Origin of the sequence: Consotaella aegiceratis (genome assembly GCF_036541425.1) — a bacterium.
Classification (GTDB): domain Bacteria; phylum Pseudomonadota; class Alphaproteobacteria; order Rhizobiales; family Rhizobiaceae; genus Consotaella; species Consotaella aegiceratis.
The window spans coordinates 160,591-173,710 of the sequence record NZ_JAZHFT010000001.1 but is presented as its reverse complement, the minus strand read 5'-3'; the positions used below and the strand labels follow the sequence as shown (position 1 = coordinate 173,710).

Annotated in this window: 12 protein-coding genes; 4 read left to right on the top strand and 8 right to left on the bottom strand. The window is 65.7% G+C overall.

Translation table 11 applies throughout. The features are described 5' to 3' along the window. Positions 1–39 precede the first annotated feature (39 nt). The 8 genes from moeB to mutM form a co-directional block, all read right to left on the bottom strand. A complete protein-coding gene (gene moeB, locus SMD10_RS00770) occupies positions 40–831 on the bottom strand; it encodes a molybdopterin-synthase adenylyltransferase MoeB (RefSeq protein WP_331683717.1) in 792 nt (263 codons plus the stop codon). Further along, positions 828–1,970 (bottom strand): DNA replication/repair protein RecF, encoded by a 1,143-nt coding sequence (gene recF, locus SMD10_RS00765; RefSeq protein WP_331683716.1) that lies wholly within the window; start codon positions 1,968–1,970, stop codon positions 828–830. Before recF ends, moeB begins: the two co-directional genes overlap by 4 nt. A 35-nt stretch (positions 1,971–2,005) precedes the next feature. Next, positions 2,006–3,124: a DNA polymerase III subunit beta gene (dnaN, locus tag SMD10_RS00760; RefSeq protein ID WP_331683715.1), complete on the bottom strand. Its 1,119-nt coding sequence runs from the start codon at positions 3,122–3,124 to the stop codon at positions 2,006–2,008. Positions 3,125–3,300: 176 nt separating this feature from the next. Further along, positions 3,301–4,770: a chromosomal replication initiator protein DnaA gene (dnaA, locus tag SMD10_RS00755; protein ID WP_331683880.1), complete on the bottom strand. Its 1,470-nt coding sequence runs from the start codon at positions 4,768–4,770 to the stop codon at positions 3,301–3,303. 107 nt (positions 4,771–4,877) lie between these two features. After that, positions 4,878–5,312 carry a rhodanese-like domain-containing protein gene (locus SMD10_RS00750; protein ID WP_331683714.1) on the bottom strand — a complete coding sequence of 145 codons (435 nt, stop codon included), beginning with the start codon at positions 5,310–5,312 and terminating at the stop codon, positions 4,878–4,880. Between the two features lie 664 nt (positions 5,313–5,976). Then, positions 5,977–6,246 (bottom strand): 30S ribosomal protein S20, encoded by a 270-nt coding sequence (gene rpsT, locus SMD10_RS00745; RefSeq protein WP_331683713.1) that lies wholly within the window; start codon positions 6,244–6,246, stop codon positions 5,977–5,979. A gap of 194 nt (positions 6,247–6,440) precedes the next feature. Continuing rightward, positions 6,441–7,214 (bottom strand): enoyl-CoA hydratase, encoded by a 774-nt coding sequence (locus SMD10_RS00740; RefSeq protein WP_331683712.1) that lies wholly within the window; start codon positions 7,212–7,214, stop codon positions 6,441–6,443. A gap of 196 nt (positions 7,215–7,410) precedes the next feature. Then, positions 7,411–8,313, bottom strand: a complete 903-nt coding sequence (mutM, locus tag SMD10_RS00735; RefSeq protein ID WP_331683711.1) for a bifunctional DNA-formamidopyrimidine glycosylase/DNA-(apurinic or apyrimidinic site) lyase — start codon at positions 8,311–8,313, stop codon at positions 7,411–7,413. 189 nt (positions 8,314–8,502) lie between these two features. Between mutM and ubiE the strand changes: the two genes are divergently transcribed. From ubiE to SMD10_RS00715, 4 genes are all read left to right on the top strand, one after another. After that, the gene (gene ubiE / locus SMD10_RS00730; RefSeq protein WP_331683710.1) at positions 8,503–9,282 is read left to right on the top strand and encodes a bifunctional demethylmenaquinone methyltransferase/2-methoxy-6-polyprenyl-1,4-benzoquinol methylase UbiE; all 780 of its coding nucleotides are present in this window, start codon (positions 8,503–8,505) and stop codon (positions 9,280–9,282) included. 117 nt (positions 9,283–9,399) lie between these two features. Further along, entirely contained in the window at positions 9,400–10,983 is a 1,584-nt protein-coding gene (ubiB, locus tag SMD10_RS00725) for a 2-polyprenylphenol 6-hydroxylase (RefSeq protein WP_331683709.1), read from the top strand. Positions 10,984–11,082: 99 nt separating this feature from the next. Beyond that, the gene (locus tag SMD10_RS00720) at positions 11,083–12,513 is read left to right on the top strand and encodes an MATE family efflux transporter (RefSeq protein ID WP_331683708.1); all 1,431 of its coding nucleotides are present in this window, start codon (positions 11,083–11,085) and stop codon (positions 12,511–12,513) included. Next, positions 12,513–13,097, top strand: a complete 585-nt coding sequence (locus SMD10_RS00715) for a nucleotidyltransferase family protein (protein WP_331683707.1) — start codon at positions 12,513–12,515, stop codon at positions 13,095–13,097. The genes SMD10_RS00720 and SMD10_RS00715 overlap by 1 nt, the downstream gene beginning before the upstream one ends. Positions 13,098–13,120: the final 23 nt, after the last annotated feature.

The following is a 13,120-nucleotide window of genomic DNA, read 5'->3' as shown; positions in this document are numbered from 1 at the left end:
TGGAACTTGCTGGAATTTCAGTAAGATAAGTAGTTATACCTAGGGTTGTGTCAATGCGTCGGGCAAGCCGCGATCCCTCTTTCGATACCGGACCTCCTGGAACTGCATGGTCAGCGCGTCGACCATGAGCAGGCGGCCGATCAGCGGATCGCCGATGCTGCAGATCAGCTTGATCGCCTCGGTCGCCGCGAGCGTTCCGAGGATGCCGGGCACCACGCCCAGGATGCCGGCTTCCGAGCAGCTCGGCACCACTCCCGGCGGGGGAGCCTCCGGAAAGAGGTCCCGGTAGCTCGGATTGGGCCGTCCGTCCGGCCCGTTCCGGAACGGCACCAGCGTCGTCAGCGATCCGGCGAAGCGGTTGACCGCAGCCGTTATCAGGGGGCGGCGCTCGGCCGCACAGAGATCGGCCATCGCATAGCGGGTGGCGAAATTGTCGGAGCCGTCGATCACCAGATCGTAGGAACGCACCAACTCGCCGCCATTCTGCGGATCGATGCGCAGCCGGTGCTCGACGACGGACACATGAGGATTGATGGCACCGATCCGCGCCGACGCACTCTGCGTCTTGGGGCGATCGATGTCCGGCGTGCCGTGGAGAACCTGCCGCTGCAGATTGGACACGGACACCGCATCGTCGTCGACCACGCCCAACGTCCCGACGCCGGCGGCGGCCAAATAGAGCAGGACGGGCGAGCCGATACCGCCGGCACCGATCGCCAGCACACGGGCGCGCTTCAGCGCCTGTTGGCCGGCGCCGCCCACCTCCGGCAGCACGATGTGCCGCGCGTAGCGTTGGAGTTCCTCCGAGGAAAGCGGCCTAGGTTCGCTCAAGGGTGACTGTCTCCGGGAAGATCGAAGCGCTGTGCCCGTTCGCCCAGCGCCTCGAACAGAATCGTGTCGGTGCCGGTGAGAAACGCCTGAACGCCCAACCCCTCGATGAGATCGAACAATGCGGCGCGGCGCCCCGGATCGAGATGGGCGGCGACTTCGTCGAGCAGAAGCACTGGGGCGCTGCCGCCGACCGCTCCGGTAAGCTTGGCATGGGCGAGGATCAAACCGATCAGCAGGGCCTTCTGCTCGCCGGTGGAGGACAAGGCCGCCGGCATCCCCTTGGTGCGGTGGAGGACCGAGAGATCGGCGCGGTGCGGACCTTCAAGCGTGCGCCCGGCCGCGGCGTCCAGAGCACGCGACTGGGCCAGGCGCCGGAGTGCACTTTCCTCGAGATCGGCGGCTGGCCGGTCCAATTGCTCGTCCTCGTAGCCGCTCGCCAGCGTCAAATCGGCCTTGGGAAACGGGCTGTCGTCGGGCGCTGCCTCGATCATCGCCTGCAGCAGGCCCACGAGTTCGCCGCGGGCGAGCGCCATGGCGACCCCGAGATCGGCCATCTGGGTCTCGATGCCGGCGAGCCAGCTGTCATCCATCCGGCGGTCGGCCAGCAGGCGATTGCGGCTGCGCATCGCTCGCTCGTAATCGGCGGCACGCCGGCCATGCGCCGGGTCGATCGTCAGCACGAGACGGTCGAGAAAGCGGCGGCGGTCGCCGGCCGGTCCGGTGAACAGGCCGTCCATCGCCGGCGTCAGCCAGATCAGGCGGAGATGGTCGAGCAGTTCGTCGGCGCTCCTGGCGGGCGTGTCGTCGATCCTGACCTGACGCACCGCGCTGCCACCGGGCTCGGGGCGGACCTGGGTCACGATGTCGACGGCATCGAGGGCGCCCTCGAGCGATGCGCGCACGGCAAAGCCGCCGCTGCCGCCGCCCCGAGCCATGTCGGTGTAGGTGGCGCGGCGCAGACCGCGACCCGGAGAGAGCAGCGAGACGGCTTCCAGAAGATTGGTCTTGCCGACCCCGTTTTCACCGGTGAAGACGACGAACCGCCTGTCGAAATCCAGCCGGCACGACGGATAGTTCCGGAAATCGACCAGCCGCAGCCCGGTCAACTGGATTAGCTTGGGCGCCGCCGGGGCTGCCATGGTGCGCTCGCCGGCTTCGTGAGTTGCGGCTAAGGTCAGACCCGCATCGGCATCAGCACGTAGAGCGTGCTGTCGTCGGCGCCGTCCCTGATCAAGGTGGGGGAGCCCGGATCGGCGAGCATGAAGACCGCCTCCTCGCCGGAGAGTTGTCCAGTGATGTCGAGGAGATAACGGGCGTTGAAGCCGATCTCGAGATCGTCCGCCTCGTAGCCCACCGCGATCTCTTCGGTCGCGGTGCCCGCATCCGGACTGTTCACGGTGAGCGTCATCTGGCTGTCGCTGAGGCTGAGCTTGACGGCGCGGCCCCGCTCCGACGAGATCGTCGAGACGCGGTCGACGGCGGCCGCGAACGATCCGCGATCGAGCGTCAGCTGCTTGTCGTTGGCCGTCGGGATCACCCGCTGATAGTCGGGGAAGGTGCCGTCGATGAGCTTCGAGGTCAGCACGATCGGCCCGATGGCGAAGCGGATCTTGGAGTCGGACAACTCGACCGCAACCTCACCCTCGGTCTCGCCGAGCAGCTTCTGAAGCTCGCCGACCGTCTTGCGCGGCACGATGATGCCTGGCATCCCCTCGGAGCCCGCCGGCGCGGAAATCTCGGCGCGCGCCAGCCGGTGGCCGTCGGTCGCCACCGCGCGCAGGCGCAGTCCCGCCTCGGTCTCGATCGTGTGCAAGTAGATTCCGTTGAGATAGTAGCGCGTCTCCTCCGTCGAGATCGCGAACTGCGTGCGCTCGACCAGCCGGGCCAGGTCGGCGCCCGGCAGCGTGAAGGAATGGCTGAAGCTGCCGGCGGTGATATCGGGAAAATCGCTTTCCGGCAGGCATTGCAGCCGGAAGTTGGAGCGCCCCGCGGTGACCACCAGCTGGCTCGTCTCGGCGTTGGTGGCGAGCCGAACCTCGGCGCCTTCGGAGAGCTTCCGGACGATGTCGTAGAGGAGATGGGCCGGGACCGTGGTCGCTCCCGCTTCCTCGATGTCGCTCGGCGCGCTCTCGATGATCTCCAGATCCAGATCGGTCGCCTTCAATCCGAGGGCGGACTGTTCCGCTTTCAACAGGACGTTCGACAGGATCGGGATCGTGTTGCGTCGTTCCACGACACGATGCACGTGGCCCAGCGACTTCAAGAGGTTCGAACGCTCGATGGTGATACGCATGAAAAGACCGTCTGGCTCGAGGAACAGCCCTCATCGAGCCGTTCGTCTGCTATGTCGGACCGTTTTAAAGTCTCGTGGACGCGATGAAAAGCGGCAAACGGCGACTTCTCCGCATCACGCAGGAGCGGGCGCGGAGAAACCTTTTCGACATCGGCGCGCCCAAACGGCGGTTTCGGCTATTCCTCGATCATGCGGCGGATGAGATCGAGCTCTTCGGCGAGCTTGACGTCCTTTTCCCGCTCGGCCTCGATCTTGCGCACGGCATGGAGCACCGTCGTGTGGTCGCGGCCGCCGAAGCGCCGCCCGATCTCCGGCAGCGAGCGCGGCGTCATGGTCTTGGCCAGATACATCGCGATCTGCCGGGGCCGCACCACGGTGCGAGTGCGCCGGCTCGACAGGATGTCGGTGCGCGTGACGTTGTAGTGGCGGGAGACGAAGCGCAGGATGTCCTCGACGCGAATTCGCTTCTCGCCGCTGGAGCGCACCAGCGAATTGAGCAGGTCGTCGAGATGCTCCTCGCTCAGCGGCTGGCCGACCGAATGGCGGAAGGCGATCTGGTTGAACGCGCCTTCCAGATCGCGGCCGCTGCCGGTCACCCGCTGCGCGATATGCTCGATGACACGCTCCGACAGCGAAAAGGTCGGATCGTCCACCCGCATGGCCGCCGCGCGGGTGGTGAGGATCGCCTTGCGCATCTCGAAATCGGGCGGTGCGATCTCGATGGCGACGCCGCCGGTCAGGCGCGAGCGCACGCGCGGATCGAGCGACTCCAATTCGTAGGCCGGACGATCGGCGGCGGCCACCACCTGACGCGCGCTGTCGATCAAGGCATTCAGCAGGTGGCAGAACTCCTGCTGGATCGACTTGCCCTGCAGGAACTGCATGTCGTCGATGATGAGGATGTCGATGCCGCGCAAGGCTTCCTTGAAGTCGAGCGCCTGATTGTCACGGATCGCTGCGGCGAAGCGCCACATGAAATATTCGGCCGTCAGATAGACGACCCGGGGGCGATCCTCGCGCCCGACGGCGGCGTTGGCGATCGCCTGCAACAGGTGCGTCTTGCCCTGGCCGACGGAAGCATGGACGAACAGGGGATTGAAGCGGACCGATTGCGGGCCGTTTTCCGCAACCGCCCGGGCGGCGGCGAGGGCGACCCGGTTGGCGGCGCCTTCGACGAAGCTCGAAAAGACATAGCGGGAATCAAGCGGCGACCCGAAATCGCCGCCGCCACGTGCCGGCAGGCTCGCCGGTGCAGCAGCCACCGGCCCGGTCGTTCCGTTCGCGGCATGGTCCGCCGGGCTAAGCGGCGCACATTCGCGCGCAGACCCGATTGCATCGGTCGCCGGTTGCGCGGCGACCGGGCGCACGCCATTGCGTACGACGCTGCGGACCACGATGTCGACGGCCAGCGTGCCCGGCGCCTCCTCGGCGAAGATCGCGATCAGAAGTTCGCGATAGTGGCTCTGTATCCAGGTCTTCAGAAAGGCCGTGGGAACCGACACCCGTACGGTCCCCTTGCCGATTTCCTCCAGCTTCATCCGCTGGAACCAGCTGGAGAAGATCTCCTGCCCGAGCTGGGCTTTCAATCGCACTTTGACACGCTGCAGAATCTCTGCCTCGCCTCGCCCGGCCCCGCCGTCGGCCATCGCTTCGATACTCCTGTGCTTTTCTTGTTGTTGCCCCGTGAAAACCGCTGCCGTCCGGTTGGTCGGCAGATGCCGCTCCGGCCGTGTCATGTGCTGGACCCGCATGTTCATCGCTGTACCCATGGCAGGCCCTCCGCCTTCCAGCCGGCCTTCGTCGCGCGATGCCCGGCCTCGTCGGGCGCCCCTTCGAACCCGTCGAGAACGTTATAGCAGTTGGCGAAGCCGATTTCCGTCATGGCCGCGGCGCTGGCGATAGACCGCACGCCCGACCGGCAGAGAAAGAAGAGCCGGGACTGCCTGTCGCCGCCGGCCATTTCGATCGCTCCGCCTAGCTTCTCGGTGAACAGCGGATCGACGGCCATTGAAGGAAAGCGCTGCCACTCGACGAGAAGCGGCTGACGCTGGACCGCCGTGAGATCGGGCAGCCCGACATAGGTCCATTCGGCCGTGGTACGCACATCCACGAGAAAGGCATTGGGGTCGTCTGCCAACGCCTCCCAGCACTCCCTGGGTGTGACATCACCCTTATAATTCTGAGGCATACAAAAATCTCCTATCCACGGCATCCAGGAAGGATTCCGTGGATTTCGAAGAGGTAATCGAATTGGGAAGTGAGGAAGTCTTTAACGCGAGCTAAGAAGGATATAGCTCAGGCAACGATACAATGCCGAGGATTGCTTCCAGACCCTGAAGCAAAGTCGAGTAGGTTCTGGAAAACTGTGGCTGGCCCCGCACTTGCACTTCCTCGCTGTTTTGGCGCAGGGGAAATTACGCAAGGCATTCGACGCGGGCAAGGCTTGACTTTTCAGAATCGACCCTGCCGCCCAGTCGGTGTGGCAGAGTTGCGATAGGTGCTCATTTGCCGCGGACGCCAATGTCCTGATTCGCAAGGGGCAACGAACCATGTGTCACAAAAAGCGGTGGCTTGCGGCGGAAATATAAAAAATTCGGAGCCGGCTCCCTTGACTCTGCGAGTCGCTTAGTCCGTCGGTCGGTCCATTGGTGGCGCTTTTGTGACCTCCGCCAACCAACTGACAAATAAGGCTAAAAACTGCGGCCGATCATCCCGGGATGACAATTGCCCGCATCGCGTGTGACGTTGCGATGACATGCACTGCGACTCACTTCGCGGCTAATGGAATCGAAATGGCCCGGCGAGGGCGCCGGGCCATTTCAATCATCATCGAATGTCGTTTTTCGACCGCCTCAGCTGGCGGCGAGTGCCTTCACCCGGGCCGCCAGTCGCGACACCTTTCGCGACGCGGTGTTCTTGTGGAAGATGCCCTTGGAGGCAGCCCGCATCAGTTCCGGCTCGGCGGCGCGGAAGGCGCCCTGAGCGGCCTCCTGATCGCCGGAGGCGATCGCCTCTTCCACCTTGCGCAGGAAGGTGCGCACCCGGCTGCGCCGGTTCTTGTTGATTTCCGTGCGGCGCGCAATCTTGCGCGTGGCCTTCTTGGCCGACGGCGTATTGGCCATGGTCGTCTCTCTCGCTCAAGCTCGTCGCTCATGCGCTTCCGCCCGCAATCGGCAAAACGCACGAAAACAAGCGGCCCCCAAGGGAGCCGCCTAATATCGGCGCCCCTTATAGGGATGCTCTGCCCCCTCGTCAATGCGGCTGCGCGACCAAAGCAATACGCGCCGATCGGCAAGCCGGCCAGGGCGCAGAACTCCTAGCGGTTCTTGAATTGCGGCCGCCGCTTTTCGATGAAGGCCTGCATGCCCTCGCTTTGATCGTCCAGCCCGAAGGCGGCGTGAAATAGCCGCCGCTCCGACCTCAATCCATCGGACAAGGGGGTTTCGAAGGCGCTGTTGACGGCCTCCTTGGCCATCATCACCGACGGAAGCGAGTATGTCGTGATCTTCTCGGCCGCGCGCAGGGCTTCCTCAAGAAGATTGGCCGCCGAGACCACTCGCGCGACCAGGCCGCTGCGCTCGGCTTCCTGGGCATCCATGGGACGGCCCGTCAGGCAGAGGTCCATGGTCTTGGCCTTGCCGATCGATCGGGCCATGCGCTGGGTGCCGCCCATGCCGGGCAGGATGCCGAGCGTGATCTGAGGCAGACCGAACTTGGCGGTCTCGGCGGCCAGGATGAAGTCGCATGCCATGGCGAGCTCGCAGCCGGCGCCGAGCGCATAACCCGCCACCGCGGCGATGATCGGCTTGCGGATCGCCGCGATCTTCGCCCAGCCGGCGGAAAAATCCTCGCGAAACGCTTCCGCGAAGTCGAGAGTGCTCATTTCCTTGACGTCGAACCCGGAGGCGAAGACCTTCTCGGATCCGGTCAAGACGATGGCGCCGATCTTCGGATCCTGGTCGAAGGCGGCCAGCGCCTTCAGCAACTCTTCCAGCAGGGTCCTGTTCAACGCATTCATCGCCGAAGGGCGGTGTAAGGTGATCAAGCCGACCCGTCCCCTGACCTCGCTCTTGATCGTTTCGTATGCCATGAGCCCAACCCTCCTATCGGCAGATCGACGACCATACGTCGGACCGGAGCCGATGCAAGCCGGTCTTCTTTCGCTGCCGAAAAGGAGCAAGACTTTAGAGCGACATGCGTTCAGATTGAATCGCTATGTCGCTCTAGCCTCTTGTTTTCCCGCATGATGTGGGTCCGAAAAGTCTGCAACTTCGCGGCATCATGCTTTAGCGCTGGCAGACTGGGCAATAGAAGGTCGAGCGGCCCGACTGGACGATCCGCTGGACGATACCGCGGCAGCCGTCGTGCCGGCAGGGTTCGTCCTCGCGGCCATAGACGGCGAAGCTGTGCTGGAAATAGCCGAGCGAGCCGTCGGCTTGGCGATAGTCCTTCAGCGACGAACCGCCGGCCTTGATCGCATCGGCGATGGTCTCGCGGACATGGGTGGCGAGTTCCTCCAGGCGCTGCGTCGGCCGGCCGTCCTTCCGGACCAGGCTGCCGGCGGCCCGGCGCGGCGACAATCGGGCGCGCCACAGCGCTTCGCAGACATAGATGTTGCCCAGGCCGGCGATGATCCGCTGGTCGAGGAGGGTGGCCTTCAAAGGTGCGGCCTTGCCCCGGAAGAGGGGCGCCAGCGCCGCGCCGTCGAGCGTATTGCCCGTCGGTTCCAGGCCGAGATCCTTGAACAGCGGATGGCTGTCCAGCCGCGCGCGCTCGGTGAGCGTCATGAAGCCGAAGCGGCGGGGATCGTTGAAGACGACGGTGGCGGGGCCGGTCGTCGTCTCCAGGTCGAACAGCACATGGTCGTGCCGCCGTTCGTTGGATCGCGGGAAGCGGAAGGCCTCCCCGGCAATCGGATTGGCCATCGTTTCCGTCGGCGTCTCGATGCGGAACGACCCCGACATGCCCAGATGCATCGCCAGCACCCGGCCGCCTTCGACGTCGGCGATCAGGTATTTGGCGCGGCGCCCGAGCGATTCGATCCGGCGGCCCTGAAGCTGCGACGCGAAGTCCGGCGGCAGCGGAAATCGCAGATCGGGGCGACGAAGCTCGACATGGGCGATCCGCGCGCCTTCCATCACCGGTGCGAGGCCGCGGCGCACCGTCTCGACTTCAGGCAGTTCTGGCATGGTGGTCGTTCCTTACGCGGCCGGGCCTGAAACACGCGATCGTCAGGCCCGCATGTCATCTCGCGGACAGAGCATTGCGCATCGAGGCTTCCACTCCGCGCTGGTTGGTATAAGTGTCCCCGACGAGATCGGGCTGCAACGCCCGCCACCTCTTGCCGCATCTCGGCTTGCAACGAAAGTGGAGTGTCGATGTCGCGAACCCGAGAAACCGGTGCCGAGGGCATGGAGACCTCTTACGGATTCTCCAAAGTCGGAGGCCGCGAGGAAAAGCAGGAGCGCGTCAATCGCGTGTTCCACCAGGTGGCCAAGCGCTACGATCTGATGAACGACCTGATGTCGGGCGGTCTGCACCGGCTCTGGAAAGACGCCATGGTCGCCTGGCTGGCCCCGCCGCGTCGCACCGACTGGCGCTTCTTGGACGTCGCGGGCGGCACCGGCGACATCGCCTTCAGGATCGTCAAGGCGTCCGGCAACAAGGTCCAGGGCACGGTTCTCGACATCAATGCCTCGATGCTCGGCGTGGGCGCCGAGCGCGCGGCCAAGCATCGCCTCGACGCCAATCTCGCCTTCGTGGAAGGCAATGCCGAGGCCCTGGACCTGCCGGACAACGCCTTCGACGCCTATACGATCGCCTTCGGCATCCGCAACGTGCCGCGCATCGACGCGGCGCTCGCCGAAGCCTACCGGGTGCTCAAGCCCGGCGGCCGCTTCCTGTGCCTGGAGTTCTCCGAGGTCGACGTGCCGTTTCTGGACAAGCTCTACGAGATGTGGTCGTTTCGCGCGATCCCGGCGATCGGCGAGCGGGTGGCCGGCGACCGCGAGTCGTACGAGTATCTGGTCGAGTCGATCCGCCGGTTCCCCAACCAGGCGAATTTCGAATCGATGATCCGCGACGCGGGCTTCGAACGGGTGACCCATCGCAACCTGTCCGGCGGCATCGCCGCGATCCATTCGGGTTGGAAGTTCTAGAGCAATGGTCCAGGCGGTTCTGTCCCTGCGTCTTTGGCGCCGAGGCTTCGACCCGTCCGCGACCGTCAGGGAGTTGACCGAAGGCGCCCAACGGCGGTCTCTCGGGAAAGCCGACGCATGAACCCTCTATCGGGCACCTTCGCCTTGCTGCGCGTCGTCTATGTCTTGGCGCGCGAAGGCGTGATCTCCGCGCTGCCGGCCGATGGCCTGCCGCCGAGCGCGGTCTTGGCGCATCGGGCCTCCCGGCTGATCGCCCGGCCCTCGGCCGGCGGCCGGGCGCGCTCCGAGCGCCTGTCGCGCGCCCTCAACCGGCTCGGCCCCTCCTACGTCAAGCTGGGCCAGTTTCTTGCAACGCGTCCGGACCTCGTGGGGCAGGAGATCGCGCGCGAACTGGAGATGCTCCAGGACAAGGTGCCCCCCTTCTCGCGCAAGGAGGCGATCCACGAGCTCGAGACCTCGCTCGGGCGCACGGTCGGCGACCTCTTCATCGAATTCGGCGACGTGGTCGGGGCCGCCTCGATCGCGCAGGTTCATCGTGCCCGGTGCCTGCTGCCGGACGGCAGCGAGCGCGACGTCGCGGTCAAGGTGATCCGTCCCGGCGTGCGCAACCGCTTCTGGCGCGACCTGCAGCTGTTCTATTTCGCCGCCCATCGTCTGGAGCGCTGGGTGCCGGGCATGCGGCGGCTGCGTCCGGTCGCGATCGTCGACACGCTGGCCCAGTCGACCAAGATCGAGATGGATCTCAGACTGGAGGCGGCCGCCTATTCGGAAATGGCGGCCAACACGGCCGACGACCCCGGTTTTCGCCTGCCGAAGGTCGATTGGGAACGCACCGGCCGCAGTGTCCTCACCATGGACTGGGTGCAGGGCATCAAGCTCAACAACGTCGCCGCGGTGGCCGCGGCCGGCCACGACATGAAGGCGTTGGCGATCAACATCGTCCAGTCCTTCCTGCGCCATTCCATGCGCGACGGCTTCTTCCACGCCGACATGCACCCCGGCAATCTGTTCGTCGCGCCGGACGGGGCGATCGTTGCCGTCGATCTCGGCATCGTCGGGCGTCTCGACCGCAAACACCGCCAGTTCCTGGCCGAAATCCTCTACGGCTTCATCCGCCGCGACTACCGCCGCGTCGCCGAAGTGCATTTCGAGGCGGGCTACGTTCCGCGCAAGCACGACGTCGCGAGCTTCGCCCAGGCGATCCGGGCGATCGGCGAGCCGATCCACGGCCAGTCGGCCGAGACCATCTCGATGGCGCATCTTCTGACGCTGCTCTTCGAGGTGACCGAACTCTTCGACATGGAGACCCAGCCGGAACTGATCCTGTTGCAGAAGACCATGGTCGTGGTGGAAGGCGTCAGCCGCTCCTACGATCCGCAGTTCAACATGTGGGAGGCGGCCGAGCCGGTCGTCGCCGACTACATCGCCCGGCAGCTCGGTCCGGCCGCCAAGCTGCGCGACGCCCGCGACGATCTCGAGGCGCTCTGGCGCATCTTCCGCACCCTGCCGGAGGCCGCCAGCGGCCTGGAGGTGCTGACCCGCAATCTCGCCGACCTGGTCGAAAACGGCATCCACCTGAACGACGACACGCTGAAGTCGCTGGCCACCGAAAAGCGCGCCAGCGTCATCTCGGGGCGCATCGCGCAATGGGTGATCGCGCTGTCGCTGGTGGCGATCGCCGGCAGCCTGTTGTTCGGCTGAGGAACCCGCACCGCCGCCGCGGGCGGCGTCAATTCTTCGACACCGGTGTTGGATTTTCAGGGCGCGCCATGTAGGCCACCGGCTCGTGGTGGTGATGTCATGCAGTCCGAAAATCGATCCGATCAAGACAGAACAGCGCCGGCCGCTGCCGCGTCGGGCAGCGCCCAGTCGTGGCTCGGCCATGCGCTGGCGACGGTCGTCCTGGCGCTGCCGCTGGTCGGAGCCCAACTTGCCCAGGTGACGATGAACGTCACCGATACGGTGATGATCGGCTGGCTCGGCGCGCGGGAACTCGCCGCCGCGGTCCTCGCCACCCAGTCGTTTTTCGTCTGCTTCGTCTTCGGCACCGGCTTCGCCCAGGCGGCGCTGCCGCTGGCGGCCAATGCCGAGGGACGGGGCGATGAGCGAGGCGTACGCCGCGCCACCCGCATGAGCCTCTGGGTGCTGGCGCTCTACGCCGCCGTCATGATGATCCCGCTCTGGCAGATCGAGGCAATTCTGCTCGCCTTCGGCCAGGAGCCCGATCTGGCGAGGCTTGCCGCCGATTATATGCACGTGGCGCAGTGGTCGATGTTCCCGGGCTTCCTGATCATGGGCCTGCGCTCCTATCTGACGGTGGTCAATCGCGCCTATTGGGTGCTGGCCGCCATCATCGTCGGCGCGGTCTGCAATGCCGGGTTGAACTATGTGCTGATCTTCGGCCATCTCGGCGCACCGGCTCTCGGTTTGGTCGGGGCGGCGATCGCGACCCTGGTGTCGAACCTGGCGATGGCGGGCCTGCTGATCGCCTATACGGCTGGTGCAGGCAGCTTGCGCCGGTACGAGCTCTACACCCGGTTCTGGCGGCCGGATTGGGTCGGGTTCCGTGAGATCGTCCGGCTCGGCTGGCCGATCGGCGCGACGATCATCGCCGAGGTCGGCCTGTTCACCGCCTCGTCCGTGATGATGGGCTGGCTCGGCGCGGTGCCGCTGGCGGCGCACGGCATCGCGTTGCAGCTCGCCTCGATCGCCTTCATGATTCCGCTCGGGCTCGCCAGCGCCGCGACGGTGCGCGTCGGCGTGGCGGCCGGGCGGGACGACAGGATCGGGCTCGGGCGCGCCGGCGCCGTGGCGCTGCTGTTGGGCGGTGCCATCGCATTGTGCGGCGCCACGCTGTTCCGGCTCGTGCCGGACCGGCTGATCGGACTCTATCTCGACCCCGCCAACGTCAATGCCGAAGCGGTCTTGGCCTACGCCGTTCCGCTGCTCCTGGTGGCGGGCGTGTTCCAGATCGTGGACTCGCTTCAGGCGGTCTCCAGCGGCGTGCTGAGGGGCCTCAAGGACACCCGCATCCCGATGATCATCGCCGTGTTCAGCTATTGGGTCATCGGCATGCCGGTCGCCTATCTGCTGGCCTTCATCGCGGATTGGGGCGGGGTCGGCATCTGGTGGGGCCTGGCGTCGGGTCTCGCGACGGCGGCGGTGCTTCTCAACGGCCGCTATCTGCGCCGCGAACGCAACGGGCTCGTCGAGATCGGAGCGCCGACCTGATGACGGCGGAGCAGGACGAGCCGCCGCATCTCGACGCGAGGACGTTCCTGGAGACGGCGTCGGCTAATCCCGTCAATGCCGCGCTCCTGTCGCGCCTGCCGGCGCTCGGGCTTCGCCAGTGCCATCTGACGGCTGGCTGCCTCTATCAGGCGTATTGGAATTGGCGGTCCGGTTTCGCGCCGGAGCGGGGCGTCAAGGACTACGACGTCTTCTATTTCGACGAGCGCGATCTGTCGTGGGAGGCGGAGGATGCCGTCATCCGGCAGGTTTACGCGCTGACCGCCGATCTCGGCGTCGAGGTGGAGGTCAAGAACCAGGCGCGCGTCCATCTCTGGTACGAGCGCCGCTTCGGCGCTTCCTATCCGCGTCTGACCTCGGCGCGCGACGGTATCGACCGCTATCTGATCGAATGCACCTGTGTCGGCATCGACGTGATGGACGGCAGCCTTTATGCGCCCAACGGTCTCGCCGGGATCGGGGCCGGCGTGCTGCGGATGAACCCCCGGAACCCGCAGCCCGAGCTGTTTCGCCAAAAGGCCGAAACGCTCAAGGCCCGCTGGCCGTGGCTGCGCATTATCGGTTGATGCCGGAAAGTACGTCCTGGGGC

Coding starts and splice junctions, on each gene's coding strand:
- recF (WP_331683716.1), bottom strand. CDS start 1,970: ATGGCAGCCCCGGCGGCGCCCAAGCTAATCCAGTTGACCGGGCTGCGG.
- dnaN (WP_331683715.1), bottom strand. CDS start 3,124: ATGCGTATCACCATCGAGCGTTCGAACCTCTTGAAGTCGCTGGGCCAC.
- dnaA (WP_331683880.1), bottom strand. CDS start 4,770: ATGGCCGACGGCGGGGCCGGGCGAGGCGAGGCAGAGATTCTGCAGCGT.
- SMD10_RS00750 (WP_331683714.1), bottom strand. CDS start 5,312: ATGCCTCAGAATTATAAGGGTGATGTCACACCCAGGGAGTGCTGGGAG.
- rpsT (WP_331683713.1), bottom strand. CDS start 6,246: ATGGCCAATACGCCGTCGGCCAAGAAGGCCACGCGCAAGATTGCGCGC.
- SMD10_RS00740 (WP_331683712.1), bottom strand. CDS start 7,214: ATGGCATACGAAACGATCAAGAGCGAGGTCAGGGGACGGGTCGGCTTG.
- mutM (WP_331683711.1), bottom strand. CDS start 8,313: ATGCCAGAACTGCCTGAAGTCGAGACGGTGCGCCGCGGCCTCGCACCG.
- ubiE (WP_331683710.1), top strand. CDS start 8,503: ATGTCGCGAACCCGAGAAACCGGTGCCGAGGGCATGGAGACCTCTTAC.
- ubiB (WP_331683709.1), top strand. CDS start 9,400: ATGAACCCTCTATCGGGCACCTTCGCCTTGCTGCGCGTCGTCTATGTC.
- SMD10_RS00720 (WP_331683708.1), top strand. CDS start 11,083: ATGCAGTCCGAAAATCGATCCGATCAAGACAGAACAGCGCCGGCCGCT.
- SMD10_RS00715 (WP_331683707.1), top strand. CDS start 12,513: ATGACGGCGGAGCAGGACGAGCCGCCGCATCTCGACGCGAGGACGTTC.